Raw genomic sequence first — 26,360 nt, forward strand, 5'->3', positions numbered from 1 at the left:
GTGACCACCACCCCCTAGAGGCCAGCAACGTCGTTGCACGCAGTGGCTCAAGCTTGAGAAAATTGGCGGTGCCGGTACGTGTCGTATTGGCCCACAGAGGCGGATTCTCCCGATGAGCTGCGCGGGAACGGCTTTTACAGGCTGATATACGGATACGGACCGTGGCGGCGACTATCCGCCGAGAAAACCTGCCAGGCCGCCTCGCCTGAGGATAACATGCGGTACGATAGATGAATTATGCCTGATGATCGCATCATGGCTCTCACGTATGGTCAGCCCCGAGAAACGTTTCCCGACAATCCAGGCGCCGATCGAGGCATGGACGCCGCTGATGCGGTGATCGGCATAGGCCTGATAGATTTTCGGGTAGTGGCCATAAGTACCGCTCTCGGCACAAAGCGCGCCATGGGCATTCAGGATGCGGATATTTTCTCCGCCACGCGCATGGATGGGTTTCTCGACAAAGCTCCCCTTCGGACCGATGCTCAGCTCTTCCGGGCTGAAGGCGGCCTCGAGCAGGAGAGGATGATCCGGAAAAAGCCGCCACAGGGCTGGAAGAAGCGCCTTGTTTGAAAGAAGGGCCGTCCAGGGCGGGTTCAGGAACTGGCATCCGCAGCCACCAAGATGGCGCACCCCGCTATCCCTGAACATCAGCTCCCAGGGATACATACGGATCATGCTGCGGATGATGACACCCCGGTGCAGGAGTTCGCCTCCAGTCGTGATGTCGAGGTCTTTGAGATCACAATGGATTGCCTCCAGCCCTGCCTTCCGCGCCCAATGCTCATAGAAACGCGCATGGACCGTGTCTTCAAGATTATCGGGATAGGGCACGATATGAAGCACCCGGCCGATATGACCCGCCCTGCGCAGGGATTTCAGCCTGCTGACGATGGCGCTGGCCTTCAGCGGGGCGTGACCATGGGGGCCGCCGCATTGCCTGTGCCACAGGTTCTGCATGGCTGTGCTTTCAGGCAGCGTGGCGGGGGTGTCGGCGTTATATTCAATCAGTTTGAGTCGGGAGCCGTTCCAGGCAAGATCGAAGCGCCCGAGCAAAAACGGATCGCCCTGGTGCCACGACTGTCTCACCACATCCTGGGCACTGCGTGGAATGTGAAAATCATCCAGCCCCGAGGGGCGGCGCATGACATCGGCAATCAGATCAAGACACAGCGCATGCAGGGTCTCTGCAGCCTCTGACACAAGGCGAAGCGCAGAACGGGTGATCTCGTATCGCACATCCTCACGCCAGGCATAGGTGCCGTCATCATTGCGATAATAGGTATAGCCAAGTTTGGCGGCCTGCTGCGTCCAGTCTGGACGCGGGCATGTTTCAACCCGGCCAATGTGCGGCATCCGGGTTATTCGCTGCCCGATGCATGGGCACTGGCACTCTCGCCAAAACCGGCATGACCAGCGGATTCGGTATCCTCGGAGGCGCGCCACCAATGCCCTGACCTGCCACTGGCGGTAACGGTGCTACCGTGGCTACCCGTTGCGGTATCGTCATCGTCGCAACGCTGCTGGCCAGTCATGGTGCGCCGGCCCGGCGGACAGGGCTTGCTAGTAGGGGAGGAAAAACCTGTTGCGCCAAGACGGGGGAGGATGACCGCCGTGCCCAGAGCGGCCAGTAACAGTCCGACCCCGAAGCGCTTCGACATTCTGCGTTTCATGATCGGCCTCCACAAACAAGGATAGGGAGGCATTGTAACGCAGTTGGGGCTGGCAGGGGAAGAACAGTGGATCCGGCACGTTAAAAAGCGGCAGATCTGTATTTTCGTGTATCCCCCCCTGCCTTATTGCGGGGCCGGTCATTCAGGCAGTGGCAGGGGGCGGATAGCGGGTGCGTCAATACAGGGCTTGTCATGCCCTGCGCTGGTTATAGACATCAACACAGACGGCACCGAGTAGCACCAGTCCCTTGAGCACCTGCTGGTAGTCGATGCCGATACCCAAGATCGACATGCCGTTATTCATGAGACCCATGATCATGGCACCGATCACTGCGCCTCCAACGCGTCCGACACCACCATAGGCCGAGGCCCCGCCGATGAAGCAGGCGGCAATCACGTCAAGCTCGAAGCCAAGTCCGGCCTTGGGTGTGGCGGTGTTGAGCCGTGCAGCAAAAATCAGGCCGCCAAGGGCAGCCAGTACGCCCATATTCACGAAGGTGAGGAAGGTGAGGCGCTCGGTGCGTATGCCCGAAAGCGCTGCGGCGCGCACATTGCCACCCACCGCGTAGATCTGCCGCCCCAGCGTGGTGCGGCTGGTCATGAAGCTGTATAGCGCAATCAGCATGGCCATGATGATCAGAACATTGGGCAGGCCACGATAGCTGGAAATCAGGGTGGCGAGATAAACGATGATCCCGAAAACGGCGATGTTCTTGCCGATGAAAAGCGGCATGGGCTCGACATCAATGTCGTTGCGCTGATAGCGCGCCCGCGCTCGGACCGAGCCAAACACCATGGCCGCCGCCACGATCACGCCCAGAATGAGCGAGGTCGGATTGTAATGCCCGATTTTGGGCAGAAACTCGGGAATGAAGCCGGAAGAAAGCTTCTGGAAAACGGTCGAGAAAGGCCCGAGGGACTGGCCGCCCAGCAGGGCCAGAGCCAGTCCCTTGAAAACCAGCATCCCTGCCAGCGTCACGATGAAGGACGGGATCTTGAAATAGGCAATCCAGTAGCCCTGTGCCGCGCCAATCAGCGCGCCAGTGGCCAGGCAGGTCAGTGTCGTCACGACGACGTTGCAGTGCCATTGCACCATCAGCACCGCTGCCACGGCCCCTGTAAAACCAGCGACCGAGCCGACCGACAAATCGATATGGCCCGAGATGATCACCAGCAACATGCCCAGCGCCATGATGACGATGTAACTGTTCTGGAGCACCAGATTGGTCAGGTTCAGCGGACGAAGCAGGGTCCCGTTGGTCACGATCTCGAAAAACAGCCCGATCGCGACCAGCGAGATGAACATACCGTATTCGCGCAGATTATTGCGGATGAACCGCCCCATCGCGCTATTGCCCAGCTTGTGGCCGCCCGGTGCACCACCGGTGGGTCCGGTATCGCCAGCAGGAGAGAGTGGATTGCCGGGGAGGAGAATATGTTCGCTCATGGTTGTTACGTTCCCGCAGCGAGAGAGGAAACAGCGAGATTGGCTGTCTCGCCTGGAATGGTGGCAATCGGCATGGATTCAGATGTGCTGCGCACGATGGCGCGCATGATCTTTTCCTGACTGGCTTCCGCGCGGGTGAACTCACCCACGAAACGCCCTTCATTCATCACGCAGATACGGTCGCATATGCCAAGCAATTCAGGCATTTCGGATGAAATGACCACGCAACCCCGGCCGCTATCGGCCATCTGCTGGATCAGGGCATAAATTTCGTATTTGGCCCCGACATCAATGCCACGCGTGGGTTCATCCAGAATGAGCACATCAGGGTTGGTAAACAGCCATTTGGACAGCACCACTTTCTGCTGGTTGCCGCCCGAGAGCTTGCCCGCCATCTGCTGCACATCGGGCGAGCGTATGCGCATCTTGTTGCGATAATCCTGCGCGATACGCAGCTCGGCAATGTCATCAATGACGCCATGATGAGCGATGCCGCGCAGTTCGGCCAGGGAGATGTTGTGGCGTATCTCGTTGCTCAGATGCAGCCCGAGTTCCTTGCGATCCTCGGTGACATAGGCGAGCCCGGCCGCAATGGCGCGGCTTACAGTAGAGACATCGACCGCCTTGCCGCGCATGGTGACATCACCCGATATGTGCGTGCCGAAGGAGCGTCCGAACAGACTCATGGCAAATTCCGTGCGCCCCGCACCCATGAGGCCTGCAATGCCCACAATCTCGCCTGCGCGAACGTGGAAATCGACATGGCGTATCACCTGACGGTCGGGGTGGAGGGGGTGCCAGGCCGACCAGTCGTGAACCTCCATCAGCATTTCGCCAATATGCGGCGTATGCGGTGGGTAGCGATGCTCCAGATCGCGATTGACCATGAGACGGATGATCTCGTCTTCATCTGCAGGGCCGTTGCGGCAGTCGATTGTGCCGACACTGCGCCCGTCGCGCAGTACGGTGATACGATCAGCCACACGTGAGATTTCATTCAGCTTGTGCGAAATGAGAATGGACGACAGCCCCTCTGCCTTGAAGGCAAGAAGCAAATCGAGCAGGGCCGCACTGTCACGCTCATTCAGGCTGGCTGTCGGCTCATCCAGAATGAGCAGGCGCACCTTTTTCGAGAGCGCCTTGGCAATTTCGACGAGTTGCTGCTTGGCCACGCCCAGATGCGTGACGAGTGTTTCGGGTGCATCCGTCAGCCCGACCTGACGCATCAGATCACGCGCCCGCACACGCGCCACGTCGCGGTCGATCACGCCGAAGCGCCCCGGCGGGTGGGTAATGAAGATGTTTTCCTGCACCGAAAGCAGCGGAATAAGCGCCAGTTCCTGATGGATGATGATAATGCCAAGCGCCTCAGAGCCGTTGATATCGGCAAAGCGGCGCTCTTCACCATCGAACACGATCTGCCCGTCATAGCTCCCGGCGGGGTATACCCCGCTCAGGATTTTCATCAGGGTCGATTTGCCTGCACCATTTTCGCCGCAGAGTGCATGAATCTCGCCAGGCTCGACCGAAAAACTGACATCGCTCAGGGCCTTTACGGGTCCGAAACGCTTGGCGATGTTCCGCATTTCAAGAATGGGGTTCATGACGCTACTCGATCTGGCTTGCGGTGTAATAGCCGCTGTCAATCAGGGTCGGGCGAATATTGGCTTTGGTGACCACGACGGGCGTCAGCAGATAGGCGGGCACGATCTTGACACCGTTGTTATAGCTCTTGGTGTCGTTCACAGGCACAGTCTTGCCGGCCAGCATGGCATCGACCATATCGGCCGTTACGCCGGCGAGCTTGCGCGTATCCTTGAAGATCGAGGAATACTGATCGCCCGCGAGGATGGATTTGACGGAAGGAATTTCGCAATCCTGCCCGCTGACATAGGCCATCCGCGTGTCGCCACTGCCATAGCCTACGCCCTTGAGCGAGGAGATGATGCCGATGGAAATGCCGTCATAGGGCGAGAGCACGGCGTCGAGATGACGATCGGTGTAATAGGCGCTCAGCAGGTTATCCATGCGCGACTGCGCTGTAGCGCCATCCCAGCGCAGGGTTGAAACCTTGTCCATGGTCTTCTGGCCGGACGGAATGACCAGCTTGCCACTATCCAGATAGGGCTTGAGCACCGACATGGCGCCATTGAAGAAGAAATAGGCGTTGTTATCGTCCGGTGAGCCACCGAAAAGCTCGATATTGAAAGGCCCCTTCGCGTCGGGCAGCCCGAGGGCTTTTACCAGCGAACTCGCCTGAAGCACGCCTACCTGAAAATTATCGAAGGTGGCGTAGTTGCTCACATCGGGTGAATTGCGGATCAGGCGGTCATAGGCAATGACCTTCACACCACGCTGTGCGGCCTTGTGAAGCGTGTCGGATAACGTGGTGCCGTCGATGGCAGCGATCACCAGAACCTTGTCACCCTTGGCGACCATGTTCTCGATCTGCGAGACCTGGTTGGGCACGTCATCATCGGCATATTGCAGATCGGTATGATAGCCGCGCGATTGCAGGGTTTTGACGATGTTGTTGCCATCCGCAATCCAGCGCGCGGACGACTTGGTGGGCATGGCGATGCCAACAGTGGGCTTGTCGTCGGCATTGGCGCTCCCCAGACCGGCCGGGCCAAAAAGCGCGGTGGTAACGAGGGCAAGAGAGGCAAGACCGGTACTGATTCTGCTCATGACGTGACGTCCAAAATTCCGGTCACAAGCCGCGCTGGGCATGATGCGGGCTGCGACAGAGACAACGGCGGGAGAGAGGTCGAAGCTTGATGAAAGGGTGCGTCGGAAAGCTCCTGAACGTCCCGAAGGCAGATCGAGAGACAGACCGACGCTTGAGAGAAAATCCGGCAGGGAGGGCGATCCCTGTATGCAAAAAGCTTTCTGAAAAGATGGTTATGTCACGCCTCACGAAACAAAAAAGCGTAACATGCAACAAGTTAAACATATCATTTTGACGTTATAAATAACATAATTAACGTTTCACGGTAACGTGACAATGATGCCCTTTCCCCGGTTCGGGCCTGTTTCGATGAGGCGGGGCATGAGCCTGACAGGATCGGCGCAGGACGTGACAACTACGTACCTGTCCCGTGCTCACCAACCGCGCACTCGCGGTGTTTCACGATAGAAAGAGATGTTGGGTGAGGTCTATGGTAAGTATCCACCTTGAGCGTCATGATAAAAATTATATTTATAGTTGAGAAAACCAAAACGCATGAACGTGTTTTTGAGACTAAAACAGTCTATATTATGAATAATATATGAATATAGTATATATTATTGTAATAAATATTTTTTCTTCATAAGAATAAGGAGTCCATTCCTGGTCACCTAATCGACGGCAAGAGCGAGAGATATCCAATTCATGCAGACGCCTACTGAGAGCCGGTTTGACGGCAGCCCTCACTATGCAATTGACGGGGGTATCTTCTCAATCAGGGCCTCCGACCTGCCGCGCAGCCAGTCTTTTTACCAGTATGAGCTGGATATCGGGGCGAGAGGGGGAACAGTCGATGTGGACATCAACGCTCTTACTGCGCCGGGACAGTACTGGATTATCTACGTCAATCTGCCGCCTGGTAGCACGGGGGTCGATTTCTATTTTCGCGTGATCAACAACGCCAATGACTCCATCTGGGTCTCGACGAGCTATGACCGTCAGGCGAATACGACGAGCATGTATTTCAGTACCAAGAACATGTCAGGCGAGCCTTCCTACATCGAGCTCGTCCTGCCCGGACGGCCCTTCAGCAACTCCTATGGACCCAATGGCTTTCTGCCTCCCGGCACGGAAATGTATAGTGCGGGCCCGGCCTATTGCTTCCTTGAAGGCGCGCTGATCGAGACCGAGTGCGGTGAAGTCCGTGTTGAAGAACTCGTCCCCGGCCAGAGCGTGATGACCTATGACGCGCAGGGTGCGCGGATGGGTTTGCGTGAAATCACATGGGCAGGGCGCGATACGGGCCAGGTCGGGCATACCGGGCATGATGATTTGGATCACAGGCCAATATGCATTCTCGAAAATGCGTTTGGCGGGGGCCTGCCGCATAAGACCCTGTCTGTGACACCCGAACATTGTTTCCTGATCGATGGCGTGCTGCTTCCGGCCAGAATGCTGGTCAATCACCGGTCTGTTTTCTATCTGACCGATCTGACGCGCTATCCCTATTTTCATTTCAAGACCGAAGGTCATGCCATTGTCAGGGCGAATGGTATCCTGACCGAAACCCTGCGTGATGACGTGCGCCAGTTTGTGCGTCGCAGTGCCGGGGGGAATGCCGATGGGGCAGGGCTGAACGCGTCGGCCGAGGCGGCGTTTGCGGCACCTCTATGCACGGATCACGGGTTGGCCCATACCATTCATACCCGCCTGAATGAGCAGGCTACGGCTATGGGTTTGCAGGCGCAGACCCATATGAGAGTACTTGAGCATGATGCCGGCCTTCATCTGGTTCTGGCGGATGGACGTCGCCTGAACCCGATCCGCCTCAATCAGCGCTGGGCGGTGTTCTCCCTGCCCGCGGGGCAGAATGCCGTGCAGATCGTTTCACGTCATGCGCGCCCTTGTGACACACATGGCCCCTATCTCGATGACAGGCGCGACCTTGGGGTGCGCGTGGGCGAGGTCACCCTGTTCGGGTCTGACATAACGCGCTCTATCAGAGCCCATCTCGACGGTCATGCTGTTGCAGGCTGGCATGATGAGGGTGCAGGCGCGCAGTCGCGCTGGACGAATGGGCGGGCTTTGCTTCCCCTCGGTGAGGCGCTGGGAACACAGGCTCTTATGACGATCGAAGTGCTGGAGACGGCACTGTATTTCCAGGATTATTCGACAGGGACGGTCGCCAGCGAACAGGTCGCAGCCTGACGTGGATCCGGATGGGGCAGAAGGCAGAATCTCCTGCTTTTTGCCTGCCTGTCCTGCACGACATGGGCGACATCAGGTATCATGTTCTCGTGCCGCATGATCTCGGTGCAAAAGGCACTCCATCTGTTGCTTCAGGGAGGCTGATCGTTCCCTTTTTCGCCATGGGGCAGAAAGCCGACAGGGCGATCGAGACAGGCGGGATGGCCAGATAGGGCCCTGCGGAACACCATGAAAAATTGTCGAAAGGATATGCTCGGTCAGGGTGAGCACGTCCCGGTTGATGATAAGGCCGAGCAGGGGCCAATGTCGTCTAACGGCAAGGCGTAACGGGTGCATGAGAAAACACTCCTCGTCTCATCGGGACATATGATGGGGGGATGAGGGTGCGCGGGCCTCAATGCCGAACCGCCCCCCCTCCGCGCGCTCTGGACAATGGGCTTGTGGAAAGCATCGGCAATCAGCCTGAGAGCGGTCGGGTGATGAGGCCCGATCTGTGCATCTCCTCATCCATCAGATTCGCTGCGAGATGGAAGGCACGCCGGGCATGGGCGTAGGGCAGCCATTGCCCCATCATGTTCCACGGCATGCCGTTATTATAGGTCGCGATGGCCATAAGCGTGCTTCCGTTGCTTGCGTCGATGGCCAGAAGTTCCTCGCTGGCGCCCCCTGGTGCTGGCGGGGGAATGGGGGGCAAGCCGCCTCCTGCCGCACCGGCCGCAAATCCGGCGATAATCGGCAAGGCATTGTAGTACCATTGGCTGCGACGCAGATTGGTGATGGCCGCTCTGATGCGGATTGTGCCGGGGGGCAGGGTGGCAAGGCCGGTCTCGTTCAGGATCACCAGATCCTTGCCCAGTGTCTTGTGCAATTCATCCTCGAAAGCCCGTATCACGCGTTGCTGGGCTTGCGGGGAGAGATGGGCTGCCTTGCTCGTCGGGCGCCATTGCACTGGCTCGATGACTGCATAACGGTAGATGATTCCGGCCGGTGCCTTGGGAGCAAAAACCAGATCATCACCGTGATTGTCAGGATGGGCCATGAGCCCATAGGTCTCGGGCGCAATGAAGCCGGTCTTCGTCGTTCCCTGTCCGGCGCAGGCGCTCAGCGCCATCATGCTGGTTATCAGGACGGGATACAGAAATCCGGGGTTCATCCGCCGTGGTGAGGCGGGTTTGCGGGCCAGAGAACGGGTGAGGGAACGAATGGCGTAAGGCAGGCGAAGCATGGTCAGGCGCGTCTCCCGGGCAGGAAAGGCGGCACAGTCTCCTGACAGACAGGGGACGGGCCGGGTGATTTCCCTCTTTCTGCCGGTCGCGTCTTTCTGCGTTATGTCCCGTCTGTGGCCATGTGGAAATATTGGCGTCTTTCAGTCGGAAGCGGGCAACAGGACACGCACACGCAATCCGCCTTCCGCCCGGTTCTCGATGATGATATCGCCGCCCAGACCGCGCATGACGGTACGGGCCGATGTGAGGCCAAGTCCAACCCCGCCTGTCTGCCGGTTGCGCGATTTGTCCAGCCGGAAATACGGCTCGAACACGGCATCGAGCGCATCAGGTGGAATCCCTGGACCCTGATCGAGAATGGTGACGACCCAGCCCGTCGCCCGAATCCCTGCGGGTGATGCGTCTGTCATATCGGCTGGCGCGAGGATAATCTGCGGTGGCGTTGCATATTTGATCGCGTTCTCGACCAGATTGGTGAAAACGCGCTTCATGGCGTGAACCGGACCGCGATATCCCACTCGACCCGGATTGTCGTAACGCACATCATGCCCCTGATCGCAGAAATCATAGGCGACGGTTTCAAGCAGCCCGGAAAGATCGAAAGCCGTCTGTGTTTCATGGGAGGCATCGTCGCGGAAGAACGACAAGGCGCCATCGATCATGGCCTGCATCTCGTCAACATCGCGAAACAGGAGTTTCTGTTGCGTCGGGCAATCAATGAACTCTCCGCGTAGTCTGATACGCGTGAGCGGCGTGCGCAGATCATGCGAAATGGCAGCAAGCATCGTGGTGCGATCGAGGATGAATTTCGCGATACGCGCCTGCATGGCGTTGATCGTCACCGCCACCTGACGGATCTCTCTGGGCCCCGCTTCACTAACGCCCGCATAATTGGGCTGCGCGTCGAGCCTGCGGACTTCATGGGCCAGATATTCGATCGGGCGTGAAAGCTGGCGTGAGGCGATGAGTGACACCGCGATGATCCAGACAAACAGCATCATGCCTTCCAGCATGAGGCGCTGAAAGGCGTAAAGCCCCCAGAAACGCTGAAGGGCAACACAAAGCACCCAACTGCCGTCATCGAGCTGGATCCCGACGAAATACGCGTCGTGATACAGCGAACGGTCATAGGGCAGGCCGGGGAGGGTAGAGACAGGGTTATCTTCCTGGAACACCGCGATGGCAGGAGGCCTTTGCCCCAGAAACGGGCTCAGGAAATGCCAGCTCTCCTCAATCTCGCTGCGACGGTAATGCCCCGCAGCCAGAGCCTTCGCGAGCGGCGAGGCTTCCGGGTACCACCCGAAATGGATCTGTCTCGATTGCGCTGCTGCCAGCAGCGTTTCCCTGTCCGTGGCGGGGGCGACCCGCACCATGCGAAGCACGGCCCCAACCTCTCTCACCATACCGGTGGCTTCAATATCAGGCTTGCTCCACTGGCCGCCAAATTCAACAAAGACCGCGAGCAACAGCAGCGTTATCCCGGCGGCAAGGGCCACAGTAACAATCAGGCGGCGGGAGATGGTGTCCTGTGTGAAAATGCGATCGGGGGGGAGCCTCGCCCATCTCATCGTTTCACCGCGGCGGTGAACATATAGCCGCCATTGCGCACGGTGCGTATCAGGGTTGGATTTCTGGGATCGTCCTCCAGCTTGGCGCGCAGGCGGCTGACCTGCACATCGATACTGCGATCGAAGGCGGCATGGTCGGGGCCGCGAGCCATATCCATCAGCTGGTCCCGCGTGAGAACGCGTTGCGGGTGTTCGACAAAAGTCAGCAGCAGATCGAATTCACCCCCCGAGAGCGGGACGAGCGACTGGTCCTGCGCGCGTAGTTCGCGACGGGCAACATCCAGAACCCAGCGACCGAAACGAAGGACAGGGCGCAGCGACGGGGTTGTCTCGCCCGGCGTGGTAGCACGACGCAGGACCGCCTTGACCCGGGCCAGAAGCTCGCGCTGGTCGAATGGCTTTGTCAGGTAATCATCGGCCCCGATCTCGAGCCCCACGATACGGTCAGTCAGATCGGCCATGGCAGAAAGCATGATGACCGGGATGCGGGATCGGGCACGCAGGCGCTGGCACAGGCTGAACCCGTCCTCATTGCGGAGCATGATATCGAGAATCACCAGATCGACCGGTTGCCTGTCCAGAATGGCAAACATGGTCTCGCCCGTTTCGGCCGTGGAGATCTGATAGTGATGCTTTTGCAGAAAACTGCCGAGAAGGGTCAGGATATCCTGGTCATCATCGACAAGAAGAAGATGAGGCATTGGGGTCATCCCTCAGTCGTATCACGCAGGCTCGTCCGTATGATGTCAGCAACGGACATGATGTTTCAAGTTGCAAACAATCGGATGGAGCGATGCTCCGGGTCACAGGGGAAAGGCGCGCGTCGCCCTGTCCTTTCCGGGCTTTGCATCTCCTTTGGCAAAGCTGCTAGGAAATAAGCGACGGTGCCTCGCAAGGGGTGAAAAGGGAAGCAGGTGCGTGCCATGTGCATCAGTCCTGCGCTGCCCCCGCAACTGTAGGTGGTATGTCATTGCCGTCGCAGCCCACTGGTGACCATGCCGGGAAGGGGGCGGCAATGCCGGGCAACCGGGACCATGAGCCAGGAGACCTGCCGTCGCGTCACCGATTTCACGATCCGGCGGGGTGCCCGGAGCGCGACAGACCATGAACCCGCACCCTTCATCGAGGGGCGGCTTATGGCAGGCCGGGATATCCCGGCAATCATCCTTGTGCCCTGTTGCGCCCGTTTTGCGGGCCTGGTCCGGGATTGTTCATGGCCGAACCGATAACATCTTGCGATACGCCTCCCGTCATTCATGTCTGCCTTACCTGCAGGGATGGGGGTGAGGCGCTGCACGAGGCCCTCTTGCAGCAGGCGACCACCGCCGGTGTGCGTGTCGAGGGGGTCAAATGTCTTGCGGCGTGCCAGCGGGGCTGCACCGCCACCCTGTCCATGCCCGGCAAATGGTCGTGGCTTCTGGGAGGGTTGAGGCCTGAACTGGCGGAGGATCTGATGGTCTATGCCAAGGCCTATGAACACTCGCGCTCAGGTACGGTCATGCCCTCAAAGCGTCCTGAAAGCCTGCGCGATATTATTTTGGGGCGTTTTCCTGGCCAGTTGTCGCCGTCAGGCGAATCTCTTCAACCTGCTGCACCTGCCCAACCTGCCGCATCTGAAAGACTGTCATGAGCAAGATTCCTGTTACCATCATCACCGGCTTCCTTGGTGCGGGTAAAACCACCCTGCTGCGTCACCTGATCGAGAAATCTGATGGCCGCCGCATCGCGATCGTGGTCAATGAATTCGGTTCTCTGGGCATCGATGGCGAGACCCTGCGCGGGTGCAGTATTCCGAACTGCCCTGAGGAAGATATTGTCGAACTGACCAATGGCTGCCTGTGCTGCACCGTGGCGGATGATTTCATCCCCACCATGGAAGCCCTTCTTGATCGCCCGACCCCACCCGATCACATTGTCATCGAGACCTCGGGTCTTGCCTTGCCCAAGCCGCTGCTCAAGGCGTTCGGCTGGCCGAGCGTGCGCACGCGCATGACGGTGGATGGCGTGATTACCGTGGTAGATGCGCCGGCAGTGGCCGATGGCCGCTTTGCCGATGACCCTGAGGCCGTGGCGAAGCAGCGCGAGGAAGATGAGTCGCTCGACCATGATAACCCGCTCGAAGAGGTTTACGAGGATCAGCTGGATTCAGCCGATCTGGTCATCCTCAACAAGACGGATCTGCTGGATGACGCCGCCCTCACTGCGGTCGAGGCCGGTCTTGCTGCACGCAAGCGTCGGGTGCGCGTGATTCGCGCCCGTGAAGGGCGTGTCGATCCGGCTGTGCTGCTCGGCCTTGCCGCTGCGGCAGAGGACGATCTGGCAGCACGCCCCTCGCATCATGACGGGGCAGATGAGCATGAGCATGACGATTTTACGAGTTTCGTGCTGAGCCTGCCCGAACAGGCCAGTGCCGAAGCCTTTATCGCCAGACTCGAGAAGGTGGCGCGTGAGCATGATGTGCTGCGTATGAAAGGCTTTGCCCGCGTGGCCGGCAAGAGCCTTCGTCTGGGCGTGCAGGCGGTGGGCGCGCGCATCCGACATGCCTATGAGCAGGGCGAGGCGCCAGAGGGCAGGCTGGTTGTGATCGGTTTGCATGGGCTTGACCCCGCGGCTGTGCAGCGCAGCTTCGACGCAGGCTGAGCCGTGCATATTCTCTTTCGGGAAACGCATGATCTGGATGGGCAGGCTGTGGCCGAGGACCTTGCCCACGCGCCAGCCGATCTTGTCCTGCTGTCGTTTTCCGAAAGTGATTTGCTAGGCCTGCGCGATGTGCACAGGGCGTCAGACCCCAGTTTACAGGTCGCCACCCTGTCGCGCCTGCGTCATCCCCTGTCGGTCGATCTTTATCTGGAGCAGACGATTGCCCATGCACGTTGCGTAGTGGTGCGCTTGCTCGGGGGTACCGAATACTGGCGTTACGGCGTGGATGAACTCAGGCTCGTCTGCCGGGAAAAGGCCATTCCACTGGCCTTCATCACCGGCGAGGCCACGCCGAATACTGCACTCGAAAGCCTTTCGAGCATCGCGCCCGCCCAGTGGGCCCGGCTCGACAGCCTGTTTCGCGAGGGCGGAACACGCAATCTGCGCTGTGCGCTCACCCTTATGGGGGCTATTGGCGGATTAAATGCGGATGACGGGGCCGAGGCCGAAAAGCTGCCTGAGGCCGGAATTTACCGTCGCCTGAACACGGACGTCTCCAGTCGGGCTCTGGTCGTGTTCTACCGCGCCCACCTCCTTTCTGCCGATCTCGATGGGATCGATGCGCTGGCAGAGGCGATCGCGGCTGCCGGATGCGGGGTCGATCTGGTGTATGTCTCGTCCCTTCGCGCGGCCAAAGTCGTGCCTTTTCTCGACCGGTGGCTTGTGGACGATCCCCCCGACATCATTCTGAATGCCACGTTCTTCGCCTCTCGTGGGGATGATGGCGGGGCATCGGTCCTTGAAGCAGCGGGTGTGCCCATCGTCCAGCTGCTCCAGCCGGGCACGACGCTTGAAGGGTGGCGCAAGGCCGCCCGGGGGCTGTCACCGTCCGATCTTGCCATGCAGATCGTCCTGCCCGAATTTGACGGTCGTCTTTCAGGGGCACCCATATCGTTTCGCGATGAGGCACCGCCCGGCCTGCCAGCCCGGCGCGTGGCTTATGCCCCCGGTATCGCGCAAATTGTGCGCCAGATGCAGGGCTGGTTGCGTTTGGCAGCCGAAACGCCAGGCGAGCGGCGTCTGGCGCTGGTTCTCTCCGATTATCCCGGCGCCGAAGGGCAGGCCGCCCACGCTGTTGGGCTGGATAGTTTTGCCAGTGTCGAGGCCATCGCCACCATGCTGGCCAGTGCGGGATACGACGTGCCGCCTCTTGTCGCGTCAGAACTGCCAGACAGATTGTGCCGCGCCGCGCCCACTCTCATCATGAGTGCCGACGCCTATCGGGCGGCTTTCGACACCCTGCCTGAGTCGTTCCGGCAAAAAATCATTGCGACATGGGGGATGCCCTCTCAGCCGGTCAAGGCGCGCTTTCTGCGCGTCGGCGCCCTCATTCTGGCCCTTCAGCCCGGTCGTGGTGAGGAAGCTGACCGCAAGGCGCAGTATCACGACCCCGATATTGCGCCCTGCCATGCCTATATCGGCTTCTATCTCTGGCTGCGCCGCATCGGCGATATCAGTGCAATGATACATCTGGGCACGCATGGCACGCTGGAATGGTTGCCCGGCAAGGCGGTGGCGCTCTCACCTGAATGTGCCCCCGCTGTGCTGCTGGACGGGGTACCGGTCATCTACCCTTTCATCGTCAACAACCCCGGTGAAGCCGCTGCGGCCAAGAGGCGCCTCGGTGCGGTGATGATCGGTCACATGACCCCGCCCGTGCAGCGTGCAGGGCTCGACAGCGCCATGGAGTCCCTTGAACGCCTGATCGACGAATATGCCGAGGCAGACGGGCTGGACAAGCGACGCGGCACCATGCTGCGCCGTCAGATTCTTGATCGGGCTGCCGATCTGGGAGTGCTGGCCGAAAGCCATTCATGCGCTACCGGCCGGGAAGGGGCCGACGGGCGCAAGGCACGCGTGGGGACGCCCAGGGATGATTCGGCGGATGAGGCCGAGGCGCTGGCGCGGCTCGATGCCTATCTGTGCGACGTCAAGGACCTCCAGATACGCGATGGCCTGCATGTTTTCGGCTGTACGCCGCCCCGCCATGATGCGCTGGTCGCGATGCTGTCCGAAACAGCCCATGTCCCCCCCGAGGCGGTGCGGGCGCGTCTGAATGCCTGTCCCGAGGCCGAGCGTCTGGCTCTTCTGGCGGCGCTCGATGGTCGTTTCATCCCCCCCGGCCCCTCGGGCGCACCCACACGCGGGCGTCTGGATGTGCTGCCGACAGGCCGCAACCTGACAACGACCGACCCGCGCATGGTGCCCACGCGGGCCGCCCTGCTTCTGGCCCATCGTACGGTCGAGCTTCTGCTGGCACGGCATATCCAGGAGGAAGGCGAAAACCTGCGTCATCTCGTGCTCGATCTGTGGGGCAGCGCCACGCTGCGCACGGGGGGGGAGGATATGGCGCTGGCTTTCCTGCTCATGGGCGTTCAGCCCCGGTGGGATGCCACAAGTGGCAGGCTTTGCGGCTTCGAGATCGTGCCGCTCACCGTGCTTGACCGGCCCCGTGTGGATGTCACCTTGCGTATATCTGGGCTGTTCCGCGATGCCTTTCCGGGGCTGATCGATCTGTTTGATCAGGCCTCACGCGCCGTAGCCGCGCGTGCCGAAGACGCGGAGTGGAACCCGCTCACTCTCGACCCTGACAGTTCGCGCATATTCGGTGCGGCACCGGGGGCCTATGGCACAGGACTCGAGGCGTCACTGAGCCAGGGGGGCTGGAAGGACAGGGACGAGCTTGGCCGTCGCTATCTTGAAGGGTCACAATGGAGCTATGGCGGCGGTCGGGAAGGCGTCAGGGCCGGGGCGGAGCTTGCCAGTCGTCTCGGCCGGGCAGAGGTCGTGCTGCACATGCAGGACCATGCCGAGACGGATCTGCTCGAAAGCGTTGATATGGCAGCGCATGAAGGTGGGCTCGGTGCCGCAGCGTCCAGCCTTGGGAATTCACCGATCCTGCTTCATGGCGATACCAGCCAGCCCGATACGCCCCGGCTGCGCGATGTGGCGCAGGAAGTGGCGCGTGTAACACGGGGCAGACTGGCCAATCCGCGCTGGATTGCGGGCATGATGCGCCATGGCTATCGGGGTGCGGCGGAAATGGCGCGTGGTGTCGCAGCGCTTCAGGGCTGGGCGGCGACCCTGCCCACACGGCTGGACCGACAGATCGATCTTGCCTTCTCGGCTTTGCTGGAAAACGAGGAATGCGCCGCGTTTCTGGAGGCCCATAACCCGGAGGCACTGTCAGACATGAAGCACCGTTTTGCCGATCTGCTCGATCGCGATCTGTGGCGGCCGCGCAGCAATGCCGTCGCAAGAGTGCTGGCGAGCGACGATGAGCCGGTTTGATCTGCGAAGAGGGCAACCCCGGTCCAGCGCGCCTGCGGTTCTGAGGCGTAAGACTAGGCTCGTGAATGCATCCATCATGAGAGAGAGTCCATGACCCGTATGCTGATGGTGGCAGCCCCGCGCTCCGGTTCGGGCAAGACCACGCTCACCTTGTCGCTCATTGCCGCCTTCCGCCGCAGGGGGCTGACGGTGCGGGCGCTCAAGACAGGCCCCGACTATATCGATCCCGCGTTTCATCAGGAGGCATCCGGGGCACCCTGCGCCAATCTCGATAGCTGGGCGATGACCCGTGGCCAGATGGCCGCAGGGCTGGCCCAGGCGGCGGAAGAGGCGGATCTGGTCATCGTGGAATCGTCCATGGGGCTGTTCGATGGTCTCTCCCTTGAGGACGGCGCACGTGGGGCCGCCTCCGATATCGCCTCGCTTTTCGCCATGCCTATTTTGCTGGTGCTCGATGCGAGCGGGCAGGGACAGACCGTGGGTGCCATTGCACAGGGTATGGCCGGTTGGATGCCTGATGTGCGCATTGCCGGCACCGTTCTGAACAATATCGCTTCGGACCGTCATGAAAGGCTCTGCCGCGCCGCCTTGCGGAATCCTCCTCTAGGCGTGTTCCGGCGCGACAGGGGTATCGTGCTGCCAGAGCGTCATCTGGGGCTGGTGCAGGCGCGCGAGCGTGGCGATCTGGCTGGTTTTTTTGCGGCTCTGGCAGACAAGGCCGATGCCGAGCTCGATCTTGACGCCATATTCGACATGGCTGCGGTGTATCGCCCGGCTGCCCCGCAGGACAGGGCTACACTCAGGCCCCCGGGGCAGGTTATCGCTCTGGCTGATGATGCTGCCTTTTCCTTCCTTTACGCCCATCATGCCCGGACATGGCGTGAGGCCGGGGCGGAAATCCTGCCCTTTTCGCCCCTGGCTGATGAAGCACCACCGGAGCATGCGGATTGCTGCTGGCTGCCCGGTGGTTATCCGGAATTGCATGCCGCATCACTGGCAGCAGCCAGCCGCTTCAGGGCAGGCATGACGCGTTTTGCGGAGACACGACCGGTCCATGGCGAGTGTGGCGGATATATGGTGCTGGGCGCGGGTCTCGAGGATGCATCGGGTACGACCCATCCTATGCTGGGGCTGTTATCGCACCGCACCTCCTTCGCACGCCGCAGGATGGTGCTCGGCTATCGTGAAGCGCGGCTGTGCCATGATGGCGTGCTCGGCGCGGCCGGACAGGTGCTGCGTGGGCATGAATTCCATTATGCGAGCGTCACGGATCGCGGCTCGGACGAGGCTTTCGTGACGCTGCGTGATGGTGAGGGGCAGGATCTCGGCGAGGCGGGCAGCCGACGTGGTCTGGTTTCGGGCACGTTCTTTCACATGCTGTCTGGTCCCAGACCACCTTCAGATTCATGACACCGGCTTTTTCCATGCTGTTGGCGCGCCACCCTGCGGTGCAGGTGGCGGCGGGTCTGTGTTACGGGCGGCTGGATGTTGATCTGGCCACGGGTTGGCAGGACTGTGTCGCTGGCTGGAAACGTATCTGGTGCGACGGAACGGTCGCGCGATCCTCAGGCACGATGGGGGCTCCTTTGCCCTCTGAAATCCGGGTGTTTCATGCGCCCGCATCACGTTGCGCGCTCTCTGCTCAGTTGCTGGTCGATGTATCCGGACAGGGTGCTCAGGCAGGACAAAGGCCGATGGCGTGTGAGAGCGATTCCCGTCTGGCCGAGCTGGATTTTGGCACCTGGGAAAACCGTCTGTGGTCAGACGTGCCCCGCGATGCGCTGGATGAATGGGCGGACAACCCGATGGGGTATGCGCCGGGTGGGGGCGAAACCGTGCAGGCCCTGTCGCACCGTGTGACGGGTTTCTGGCAGGAGCGCATGGCGGCGGCGCAGGATTGTTGCATCGTCACACATGGTGGCCCGTTGCGCGTGATGCTGGCGCTGGCGGAGCGCCGCCCTTTCGAGGTGTCAGACCCGGCCCCTGCACAGGGTGCGGCAATTCTGTTGCATTTTTTCAACAATCCCGGTGGGTTTGTTGCGCAAAAGCCGCCGATCCGTTGACAAACTGCAACAGACGAATGAGGAGTGGGGCAATCCTGAATCAACGGTAAGGTTTGTCATGCTGTTACGCTCCCATACCCTCCTGCCATCAGTTGCGCGCAAGGGGGTGTTTTTCCTCATTGCCTCGACGTGTCTGATGTCCTGCGGGGGTGAGGCGCTGGCGCAAACAGCCTCAGCAGACCCCGCAAGCAGCATTGCGGCCCCGGCCAAACCGGCGGCCAGCCATGCCGGCAAGAAAAACGCGCTGCGCACGCGCCAGTCTGCGCCGGTTCACGCTGGCGATGCCGATGGTGGCAGTGAGGCCATCGTGGTGACGGGCACGCGCGAGATCGGCAAGAAGGCGCGTGATTCCATCGCGCCGCTCGATATCGTGTCGCACAAGCAGATTGCTGCCACCGGGCAGGGCACGCTGCGCGATGCGCTCTCGCTTCTTCTGCCGTCGCTCACCACCCCGACCGCCGGTTTCGATGCGGGTGCGATGACGGACACGATCAGCCTTCGTGGCCTGAACCCCAATGAGACGCTCGTACTTGTTGATGGCAAGCGCCGTCACAACACGGCCAATATCTATTCCAACCCGGGCCCGCAGCAGGGCTCGACGGCATCTGACATTGACATGATCCCGATGTCGGCGATCGACCATGTGGAAGTGCTGCGTGATGGTGCCTCCGCCCAGTACGGCTCGGATGCCGTGGCAGGGGTGGTGAATATCATCCTGAAGAAGCAGGCGCGTGGCTTTCATGCCCAGAACATTACCGGCATCACATCAGAGGGCGATGGCTTCCAGCAGGGTGTCTATCTCGATGGCGGGGCCGGTCTGGGCTCGCGCGGCTTCGTGCATGTCAGCGGTGACTTCGTCCATCAGGATCACACCTATCGCAGTGCTGCCGATAACCGCACCGGTACCTATCAGAACAATATCCTGAGCCAGCCGGAGCAGACGCGCGAGAGCGTTTCCGTCAATGCAGGCTATGATCTGACGGACAACATCCAGCTTTACGCACTCGGCACCTATGCCCATCGCTATGCGCAATCCTACCAGAACTACCGTCTGGCCTCATCGCTGAATGCCTATCCCGCCTACAAGGCGATCTACCCCTGGGGCTATTCGCCGGTCGAGACGCTCAACGAAAATGACTATGAGCTCAAGGCTGGCATCAAGGGTGATTTCCGTGGCTGGCACTGGGACGTGTCGAGCGTCTATGGCCGCGATTACGACGATATCGGGCTGATCAACTCGGTCAATCTCTCGACCAACAAGGCGACTGGCGCCACGCCGACCTCATTCAATGTCCAGGGTTTCAACAACCAGCAATGGACGAATGATTTCGATTTCAGCCGCAAATTCACGTTCAGTGGCTGGCCGCATAGCGTGAACTTCGCCGGTGGCGCGTCCTATCGCTATGAAGGCTATTCCGTGGGAACGGGATCGCCGGGGTCGCTCTATGGTAATGGCTCCGATGCTCTGGCGGGTACCAATCCGGGCAATGCGGGCAATTACAGCCGCGATGTCGCGGCGGGCTATCTCGATATCTCGACCTATCTCGCCAAGGGGCTGCAACTCGACCTGGCCGGGCGTTACGAGCACTATACCGATGTGGGCAACACCCAGAACGGCAAGGTCTCGCTGCGTTATGACATCACGCGCCGTATCGCGCTGCGCGGCACGATCAGCAACGGCTTTCATGCGCCGACACTGGCCCAGAAATACTACTCGGCCCTCAATATCTCGCCGACTGCAGCGCGTGGTCTGATCGGTGCGGGCTCACCCGGTGCGCTGGCCAATGGCTCGTCTGGCCTGAAGCCGGAGCGTTCGACCAATGCCGAGGGTGGGTTTATCGTCGAGCCGATCCGCAATCTGCATGTCACGACCGATATCTACCAGATCAACATGCGCGACCGGATCATGCCGGGGGGCAATATCTCGGGTGCAACGGCCATCAGCGCCATGCAGATGAACGGCTTTGCGCTGCCCGCAGATATCAGCACATGGAACCAGAGTGCGATCACGGCCAACTGGTTTGCCAATGTGGCCAGCACCCGCACACAGGGTCTGGATATCACGGTCACCTATCTGACGAAGCTCGGCGCCTATGGTCGTATCGACTGGGATGCCGCGATCAACCTCAACCGGACGCGTCTGTCGCATCAGGCGAGCAACCCCGTCACGGGCGCGCCGCTGCTCAATGCAGCGTCGATTGCCTATCTGACGACGGCCTATCCGCGCAGCAAGATCATCTTTGGTGGAAACTGGACACACGCCAAGTGGATCGTCGGCCTGCACGAGATCCGCTGGGGCCAGACAACCAACCAGCTGACCTATTATGCGCCGGGCCCTTATCAGTTCAGCACGACGCATTTTCTGGAGTACCAGAACAAGCCGAAATGGACGACCAATCTGGACGTGTCCTACCGCATCACCCCGCGCTGGACGGCCACGATCGGCGGCAACAACATTTTCTCGGCCTATCCCAGCCGCGTGCCTGACGGAAACCGCTACCTGGGTGCCCCGCAATATTACATGAGCACGTCACAGCTCGGCATTAACGGCGGCTACTACTATTTCCGCGTGAATTACGATCTCTGAATCGGCGATTAACGCGACGTTCCCCCTGCTGCGACCGGCTATGCCGGTCCAGCAATGATTTGTCGTGAGGGCTTTGCATCAGATTTAACGGTGTTTTTTCCCCGTCAGTGGTGGTCTGCTCACGAAACCGGCATAAAATGACGACTCTCAGGGTCCAAAAAACCTGTCAGTTTTCTTAAAAGACGGTCATCTGTTCACAGGGAGCTTGAGCCAGACATTGTCTTCTACCGTCCTGCGCTTCTTTTCCGCCTGCCTTGCCGTTTCCTGCCTGACCTCCGTGGCTCACGCGCAGCAGTCAACAACGGCCATAGCATCCGCACAGACCGGCCCCGCCGTGGCAGCGAATTCTGTTCCTGCCCCCGCCGGGCTCGGTGCGGTCAATGCAGGGCAGCAGCCCTCTGCCCTGACCCAGACATCGCTTTCGGAGTTGCACAAGGACACGACGGTCGCCCCTCTGCCCAAGCCGGAGGCAATTTTCGTCAATCCTCTGGGCATCAATGCCTGGTTGCGTGAACGCGGTATAGCGATCCTGCTCGACAATACGAACGAGATGTCAGGCATGCTCAATGCCCCGACAAAAGGCCTTGGTCTGCGCCAAGGCGCCAGCAATGCCGGTCAGTATTCGATGGAAAACGATATCGACTGGGAGCGTCTGGCAGGCTGGACCGGTTTCTCCACCCATGACGTGATTGTCGGGCGTTACGGTATTCCGGCCAGCCGCATGTTCGGAGACAATCTGAACCCCAGTCAGGAAATCTATGGCGGCGGTGGTAACGTATTCGTCCACCTTGTTTACGCCTATGGCGAAGAGACGATGTTCAACGACCGCTTCGATGTCGCAGCGGGGCGCATGTCCTTCCTGTCAGATTTCTCGGCCAACCCGCTCTACTGCAACTTCATGAACAACGCGTTCTGCGGCAATCCGAAAGCGTCGAGCGATAACACCGCCCATGCCTCTTATCCCGACGCCAACTGGGCAGCCCGCTTCCGCCTGAGACCGACCGACAACACGATCTTCCAGTTCGGTGTCTATTTCACCCAGACACAGGCCATTTACGGCAATGCCCAGATGCGCACGGGTTTCAAGTTCAACGGTGCCACAATCGATGGCGAGGCCATGCCGGTCGAGTTCATCTGGGAGCCGCGTTTCGGCCATGACCATTCCCTGCCGGGCCATTACAAGGCGGGCTTCGCCTATGACACGGCAGACCACAAGGACAATTACTACGACGGCAACGGCAATCCCTTTGCCCTGAGCGGGCTCAAGCCACGCGATGTGCATGGTGCCTGGGCCGCCTGGGGGCTGGTTGACCAGATGGTCTATCATCATCCCGGTCAGGCCCCTGATGCCGGTGTGACCCTGATCGGGGCTGCCTATTTCAACAAGGCCCAGACACAGACCCGCGCCGATCAGCTTTCGTTTGGTGTGCTGGATCGCGGTTTCTGGAAGTCGCGCCCGCTCGATGCGGTCGGCGTGAATTTTTCATGGACCCATGTGTCGGACGATCTGACGCGCTCCCAGCGTCTGTACGCAGCGCAGGGCCTGCCTTTGCCCAATGGTTCGCTGTTCCCGCAGACCAGCGCGTATGTCGTGGAAGCGATGTATCAGATCCACGTGCTGCGCGGTGTCACCTTTGCGCCTGACTTCCAGTATTATTTCAATCCGGGTGCCCAGAAACAGCTGCGCGACCAAGCCATGTTGGGCTTCAAGAGCCACATAGAAATCTTCTGAAAAATACCGGGGGGCAACCTTGCCCCTCTCTCGATTGTTGCAATGGCCCGACGAGACTGCCTGGCCATCGCCACGGCCTGTCAGCTCAGCATGATCGAGAGAGAAGCGCCCATGACGCACGACCTTCCCGCACTGGCCAGGGAGCTCTCTCCCGCAGGGCCCCTCGACGGGTTCTGGCCAATCGAGGATTATGCAGCCCTTGGCGACGGCCGTTGTGTGGCGCTGCTGGCGCCGGATGGTAGTGTGGACTGGCTCTGCGTTCCCAATATAGACTCGCCTCCGATGTTTGATCGTCTCCTGCATCGTGCGGGCGGCTTCTTCCAGATACGCCCTGTCGGCGCCTACAAGGCCACGCGGCGCTATCGTGAGGACAGCAATGTTCTCGAAACCCTGATCGAAACCGAGACGGGTTCGGCCAGGCTTACAGAATCGCTAAACAGTACCTTCGCCGGGCGTCTGCCCTGGACCGAATTTGCACGGCGTATCGAGGGTTTGACGGGGCGCATGACATTCATCGTGCGTTTCAGGCTCGGTACGCGCTGTGGCACTGTCGCGCCCTGGATCCAGACCACACAGAACGGCAATATCTTCCATGTGGGGTCCGTGCTCGCCCATATGGTGCACACGCCCAACATGCGCATCCTCCGCGAAGAGGACGAGGCCATCGAGGCCGAGATCGTGGTGGGTGAGAAAACCCATGCCCTCGTGGCGCTGGTCGCAACCGAAAACGAGCCTCTTGCCGTACCGAGCGTCGAGGAGATCGACGGGCGTATCGAGACCAGTGATGAGGCGTGGCGTAGCTGGGCCAACACGCTCCATTATGACGGCCCCTATCGTGAGCAGGTCCGGCGCAGTGCGCTGGCACTCAAACTGCTGCTTTATTCATCGAGCGGGGCTATTGCGGCGGCAGCCACGACCTCGCTGCCCGAACGGCTGAAGGACGGCAAGAACTGGGATTACCGTTACGCCTGGATACGCGATGCCGCCTATGTGGCGAATGCCTTCCTGCGGCTTGGCGCGGTGGCGGAGGTCAAGGCCGCGCTGGCCTGGCTTGTGCATCACCTTGGCGAGTCAGGCCCGATGGTGATGTATGGCCTCTCCGGGCAGAGTGTCGATGACGAGATTGTCTACGACGAGGTTGAGGGCTATCGCGGCATCAAGCCTGTCGTGAGCGGCAACCGCGCGGCGGGTCAGCATCAGCATGGTATTTATGGCGATATTTTCGAGACGGCGGCGCTGTTCGTCTCGCGAGGCAATCTGCTCGACCAGAAAACCGCCGTGCTTCTCGCCGATCTCGCCGATCGCTGCGCCGATCACTGGCGCCAGAAAGACGCCGGGATCTGGGAGCTGACCGAGGACCAGCACTATACCATGTCCAAGATCAGCTGCTGGCAGGCACTGGATCGCGCATGCCAGATGGCCGAGCGTGGGCATCTGGCCAAGGACCGCGCGCCGCGCTGGGCGCGTGAGAAAGAGCGTATCCTGGAATGGATCGACCGTGAGTGCTGGTGCGACAGGCGCAAGGCTTATCTGTTCTACCCCGGATCGGACGGTCTGGACGCATCGATCGCGCTTGCCGTTCCCTTTGGTCTGGACAGGCGCGATCGTATGCTCTCGACCTTGCGTGCGATACGAGAGGAACTTGGCCACGGGCCGTTTTTGTTCCGCTATACCGGCATGCGTGAGGAGGAGGGCGCTTTTCTGGCCTGTAGCTGCTGGATGGTCGAGGCGCTGTATCTTCTGGGGGAGAAAGATGAGGCCGAAACGCTTTACGCCAGTTTCCTCGAACGTCTGCCGAGCAATACCGGCATCATGGCCGAAATGATCAACCCGGAGACGGGAATGTATCTGGGCAACACACCGCAGGGGCTGAGCCATCTCGGCGTCATCCATGCAGCCTGCGCGCTTGCAGGCAACAGGATGAAGGCTTTTGATTTGTCCTGAGGCGGGCACTGCACTGACGATTGGATGGGCCGTTCACGCTTTGGTTAAGGGTGAACGGCTCACTCTCACGGCTTCGCATCCTGTTGGTCCGTTACCGGGCCTGACGCAGGAGCAAGATAGGACTAACTGCGTGCAGGGCGGAATCAGCTGCGCCCCGTAAGCCTCCACGCCTCGCGGGCAAGCGTCAGTGCGTGCAGGCGGGCTGCGGGGGCATAGATCGGCGCGCTGATCATCAGTTCATCGGGCGCGTGGCGGGACATGAATTGCTCCATACCCTCAGCCACCTGCTCACTTGTGCCAATCAGGCTGGTACCCTGCATCGTATCGAGTTGTGCACTGACCTCTCGAGGCCAGGGGAGATCTTCTGGCAGGACCGGCGGCAGGATGCGTCCGGGTTTCCCCTGACGCAGGGCTGCCACGAACAGGCGCCGTGACGTGGCAAGATAATCGGCTTCTTCTGCTGTGTCGGCGGCAATCACGTTGACCGCAAGCATTACATAGGGTGCGGCCAGGTGGGCCGAAGGCTGGAAGTCGCGACGATAAAGCGCGATCGCCTGCTCCATCATCTGCGGCGCAAAATGCGATGCAAAGGCGAAAGGCAGTCCCAGCGCCGCAGCAAGCTGCGCCGAGAACAGCGATGACCCCAGGAGCCAGACCGGCACGTTTGCTCCGGCGCCCGGCGTGGCCACTACACCATTGGCGCTGCCTGCAGGCGAGAGATAGGCCATGAGCTCGAGCACATCATCGGGGAAGCGTTCGGCGTGGTCGATATGACGCCTCAGCGCACGCATAGTGCGTTGATCGGAACCCGGTGCCCGGCCGAGCCCGAGATCGATGCGTCCGGGAAAGAGCGCCTCAAACGTGCCGAACTGCTCGGCGATGACGAGCGGCGCATGGTTGGGCAGCATGATGCCCCCCGCCCCGATGCGCATTGTCTGCGTGGCTGCGGCCAGATGGCCGATCACAACGCTTGTGGCCGCCGAGGCAATGCCGGGCATGGCGTGATGCTCGGCCACCCAGTAGCGATGAAAGCCAAGGGCCTCCGCATGAACTGCCTGATTGCGGGACTCAAGAAGAGCATCCCGAACCGTGCCGTCTTCGCGAATGAAGGAGAGATCGAGTACTGAGAGCGGTGTCATAATCCCGATATGGGATGCTGCCTGGCGCTCTGAAAGCCCCCGGAGCGATCCGGGGGGCGTAGCCTCGCGGCGTATCAGATCAATCGCGGGGCACGTAACCGCCGGGCTCTGGCC

General features: G+C 60.4%; 18 protein-coding genes and 1 riboswitch. Of the genes, 9 read left to right on the top strand and 9 right to left on the bottom strand.

The genetic code is table 11. The annotated features are described in order from the left end of the window. Window positions 1-171: 171 nt before the first annotated feature. From Asbog_RS02715 to chvE, 5 genes are all read right to left on the bottom strand, one after another. Entirely contained in the window at window positions 172-1,356 is a 1,185-nt protein-coding gene (locus Asbog_RS02715) for a glutathionylspermidine synthase family protein (protein WP_062163998.1), read from the bottom strand. 5 nt (window positions 1,357-1,361) lie between these two features. Next, window positions 1,362-1,673: a hypothetical protein gene (locus Asbog_RS02720; protein ID WP_146926463.1), complete on the bottom strand. Its 312-nt coding sequence runs from the start codon at window positions 1,671-1,673 to the stop codon at window positions 1,362-1,364. Window positions 1,674-1,863: 190 nt separating this feature from the next. After that, a complete protein-coding gene (mmsB, locus tag Asbog_RS02725) occupies window positions 1,864-3,120 on the bottom strand; it encodes a multiple monosaccharide ABC transporter permease (RefSeq protein ID WP_083510674.1) in 1,257 nt (418 codons plus the stop codon). 5 nt (window positions 3,121-3,125) lie between these two features. After that, the gene (mmsA, locus tag Asbog_RS02730) at window positions 3,126-4,724 is read right to left on the bottom strand and encodes a multiple monosaccharide ABC transporter ATP-binding protein (RefSeq protein WP_062164000.1); all 1,599 of its coding nucleotides are present in this window, start codon (window positions 4,722-4,724) and stop codon (window positions 3,126-3,128) included. A gap of 4 nt (window positions 4,725-4,728) precedes the next feature. After that, window positions 4,729-5,808, bottom strand: a complete 1,080-nt coding sequence (gene chvE / locus Asbog_RS02735; protein ID WP_083510675.1) for a multiple monosaccharide ABC transporter substrate-binding protein — start codon at window positions 5,806-5,808, stop codon at window positions 4,729-4,731. Window positions 5,809-6,493: 685 nt separating this feature from the next. On the opposite strand from chvE, the gene Asbog_RS02740 reads away from it, so the two are divergent. Then, on the top strand, window positions 6,494-7,996 hold the full coding sequence (locus Asbog_RS02740; RefSeq protein WP_062164002.1) for a Hint domain-containing protein: 1,503 nt from the start codon (window positions 6,494-6,496) through the stop codon (window positions 7,994-7,996). 457 nt (window positions 7,997-8,453) lie between these two features. Here Asbog_RS02740 and Asbog_RS02750 read toward each other — a convergent pair whose 3' ends face one another. From Asbog_RS02750 to Asbog_RS02760, 3 genes are all read right to left on the bottom strand, one after another. Next, window positions 8,454-9,221 (bottom strand): DUF3313 family protein, encoded by a 768-nt coding sequence (locus tag Asbog_RS02750; protein WP_231944644.1) that lies wholly within the window; start codon window positions 9,219-9,221, stop codon window positions 8,454-8,456. 141 nt (window positions 9,222-9,362) lie between these two features. Beyond that, window positions 9,363-10,790 (bottom strand): HAMP domain-containing sensor histidine kinase, encoded by a 1,428-nt coding sequence (locus Asbog_RS02755; RefSeq protein WP_062164004.1) that lies wholly within the window; start codon window positions 10,788-10,790, stop codon window positions 9,363-9,365. Further along, the gene (locus tag Asbog_RS02760; protein ID WP_062164005.1) at window positions 10,787-11,491 is read right to left on the bottom strand and encodes a response regulator; all 705 of its coding nucleotides are present in this window, start codon (window positions 11,489-11,491) and stop codon (window positions 10,787-10,789) included. The genes Asbog_RS02755 and Asbog_RS02760 overlap by 4 nt, the downstream gene beginning before the upstream one ends. Before the next feature lie 164 nt (window positions 11,492-11,655). Beyond that, window positions 11,656-11,860: riboswitch (cobalamin riboswitch) on the top strand. Window positions 11,861-12,003: 143 nt separating this feature from the next. On the opposite strand from Asbog_RS02760, the gene Asbog_RS02765 reads away from it, so the two are divergent. The 8 genes from Asbog_RS02765 (at window position 12,004) to Asbog_RS02800 (ending at window position 25,107) form a co-directional block, all read left to right on the top strand. Then, window positions 12,004-12,420, top strand: coding sequence for a DUF1636 family protein (locus Asbog_RS02765; RefSeq protein ID WP_083510677.1), 417 nt, complete (start codon window positions 12,004-12,006; stop codon window positions 12,418-12,420). After that, the gene (gene cobW, locus Asbog_RS02770; protein WP_062164006.1) at window positions 12,417-13,430 is read left to right on the top strand and encodes a cobalamin biosynthesis protein CobW; all 1,014 of its coding nucleotides are present in this window, start codon (window positions 12,417-12,419) and stop codon (window positions 13,428-13,430) included. The genes Asbog_RS02765 and cobW overlap by 4 nt, the downstream gene beginning before the upstream one ends. A 3-nt stretch (window positions 13,431-13,433) precedes the next feature. Continuing rightward, on the top strand, window positions 13,434-16,781 hold the full coding sequence (cobN, locus tag Asbog_RS02775) for a cobaltochelatase subunit CobN (RefSeq protein WP_062164007.1): 3,348 nt from the start codon (window positions 13,434-13,436) through the stop codon (window positions 16,779-16,781). Between the two features lie 90 nt (window positions 16,782-16,871). Next, the gene (locus Asbog_RS02780) at window positions 16,872-18,191 is read left to right on the top strand and encodes a cobyrinate a,c-diamide synthase (protein WP_062164008.1); all 1,320 of its coding nucleotides are present in this window, start codon (window positions 16,872-16,874) and stop codon (window positions 18,189-18,191) included. Beyond that, the gene (locus Asbog_RS02785) at window positions 18,188-18,844 is read left to right on the top strand and encodes a histidine phosphatase family protein (RefSeq protein ID WP_083510678.1); all 657 of its coding nucleotides are present in this window, start codon (window positions 18,188-18,190) and stop codon (window positions 18,842-18,844) included. The genes Asbog_RS02780 and Asbog_RS02785 overlap by 4 nt, the downstream gene beginning before the upstream one ends. 136 nt (window positions 18,845-18,980) lie before the next feature. Continuing rightward, window positions 18,981-21,431: a TonB-dependent receptor plug domain-containing protein gene (locus tag Asbog_RS02790; RefSeq protein WP_083510920.1), complete on the top strand. Its 2,451-nt coding sequence runs from the start codon at window positions 18,981-18,983 to the stop codon at window positions 21,429-21,431. 217 nt (window positions 21,432-21,648) lie between these two features. Then, on the top strand, window positions 21,649-23,163 hold the full coding sequence (locus tag Asbog_RS02795) for a carbohydrate porin (protein WP_062164011.1): 1,515 nt from the start codon (window positions 21,649-21,651) through the stop codon (window positions 23,161-23,163). Window positions 23,164-23,274: 111 nt separating this feature from the next. Continuing rightward, window positions 23,275-25,107, top strand: coding sequence for a glycoside hydrolase family 15 protein (locus Asbog_RS02800; protein ID WP_062165675.1), 1,833 nt, complete (start codon window positions 23,275-23,277; stop codon window positions 25,105-25,107). Between the two features lie 143 nt (window positions 25,108-25,250). Here the strand turns inward: Asbog_RS02800 and Asbog_RS02805 are convergent, their stop codons facing one another. Continuing rightward, a complete protein-coding gene (locus Asbog_RS02805; protein ID WP_062164012.1) occupies window positions 25,251-26,246 on the bottom strand; it encodes an LLM class flavin-dependent oxidoreductase in 996 nt (331 codons plus the stop codon). Between the last annotated feature and the right edge of the window lie 114 nt (window positions 26,247-26,360).

The organism is Asaia bogorensis NBRC 16594, assembly GCF_001547995.1.
Taxonomy (GTDB): Bacteria; Pseudomonadota; Alphaproteobacteria; order Acetobacterales; family Acetobacteraceae; genus Asaia; species Asaia bogorensis.

Excerpts from the sequence above, each read along its gene's own strand:
- Asbog_RS02780 (WP_062164008.1), top strand. The coding sequence starts at position 16,872 with ATGACCCGTATGCTGATGGTGGCAGCCCCGCGCTCCGGTTCGGGCAAG.
- mmsB (WP_083510674.1), bottom strand. The coding sequence starts at position 3,120 with ATGAGCGAACATATTCTCCTCCCCGGCAATCCACTCTCTCCTGCTGGC.
- Asbog_RS02720 (WP_146926463.1), bottom strand. The coding sequence starts at position 1,673 with ATGAAACGCAGAATGTCGAAGCGCTTCGGGGTCGGACTGTTACTGGCC.
- Asbog_RS02760 (WP_062164005.1), bottom strand. The coding sequence starts at position 11,491 with ATGCCTCATCTTCTTCTTGTCGATGATGACCAGGATATCCTGACCCTT.
- chvE (WP_083510675.1), bottom strand. The coding sequence starts at position 5,808 with ATGAGCAGAATCAGTACCGGTCTTGCCTCTCTTGCCCTCGTTACCACC.
- Asbog_RS02765 (WP_083510677.1), top strand. The coding sequence starts at position 12,004 with ATGGCCGAACCGATAACATCTTGCGATACGCCTCCCGTCATTCATGTC.
- Asbog_RS02715 (WP_062163998.1), bottom strand. The coding sequence starts at position 1,356 with ATGCCGCACATTGGCCGGGTTGAAACATGCCCGCGTCCAGACTGGACG.
- Asbog_RS02755 (WP_062164004.1), bottom strand. The coding sequence starts at position 10,790 with ATGAGATGGGCGAGGCTCCCCCCCGATCGCATTTTCACACAGGACACC.
- cobW (WP_062164006.1), top strand. The coding sequence starts at position 12,417 with ATGAGCAAGATTCCTGTTACCATCATCACCGGCTTCCTTGGTGCGGGT.
- Asbog_RS02785 (WP_083510678.1), top strand. The coding sequence starts at position 18,188 with ATGACACCGGCTTTTTCCATGCTGTTGGCGCGCCACCCTGCGGTGCAG.
- Asbog_RS02750 (WP_231944644.1), bottom strand. The coding sequence starts at position 9,221 with ATGCTTCGCCTGCCTTACGCCATTCGTTCCCTCACCCGTTCTCTGGCC.
- mmsA (WP_062164000.1), bottom strand. The coding sequence starts at position 4,724 with ATGAACCCCATTCTTGAAATGCGGAACATCGCCAAGCGTTTCGGACCC.
- Asbog_RS02790 (WP_083510920.1), top strand. The coding sequence starts at position 18,981 with ATGTCCTGCGGGGGTGAGGCGCTGGCGCAAACAGCCTCAGCAGACCCC.
- Asbog_RS02800 (WP_062165675.1), top strand. The coding sequence starts at position 23,275 with ATGACGCACGACCTTCCCGCACTGGCCAGGGAGCTCTCTCCCGCAGGG.
- Asbog_RS02805 (WP_062164012.1), bottom strand. The coding sequence starts at position 26,246 with ATGACACCGCTCTCAGTACTCGATCTCTCCTTCATTCGCGAAGACGGC.
- Asbog_RS02740 (WP_062164002.1), top strand. The coding sequence starts at position 6,494 with ATGCAGACGCCTACTGAGAGCCGGTTTGACGGCAGCCCTCACTATGCA.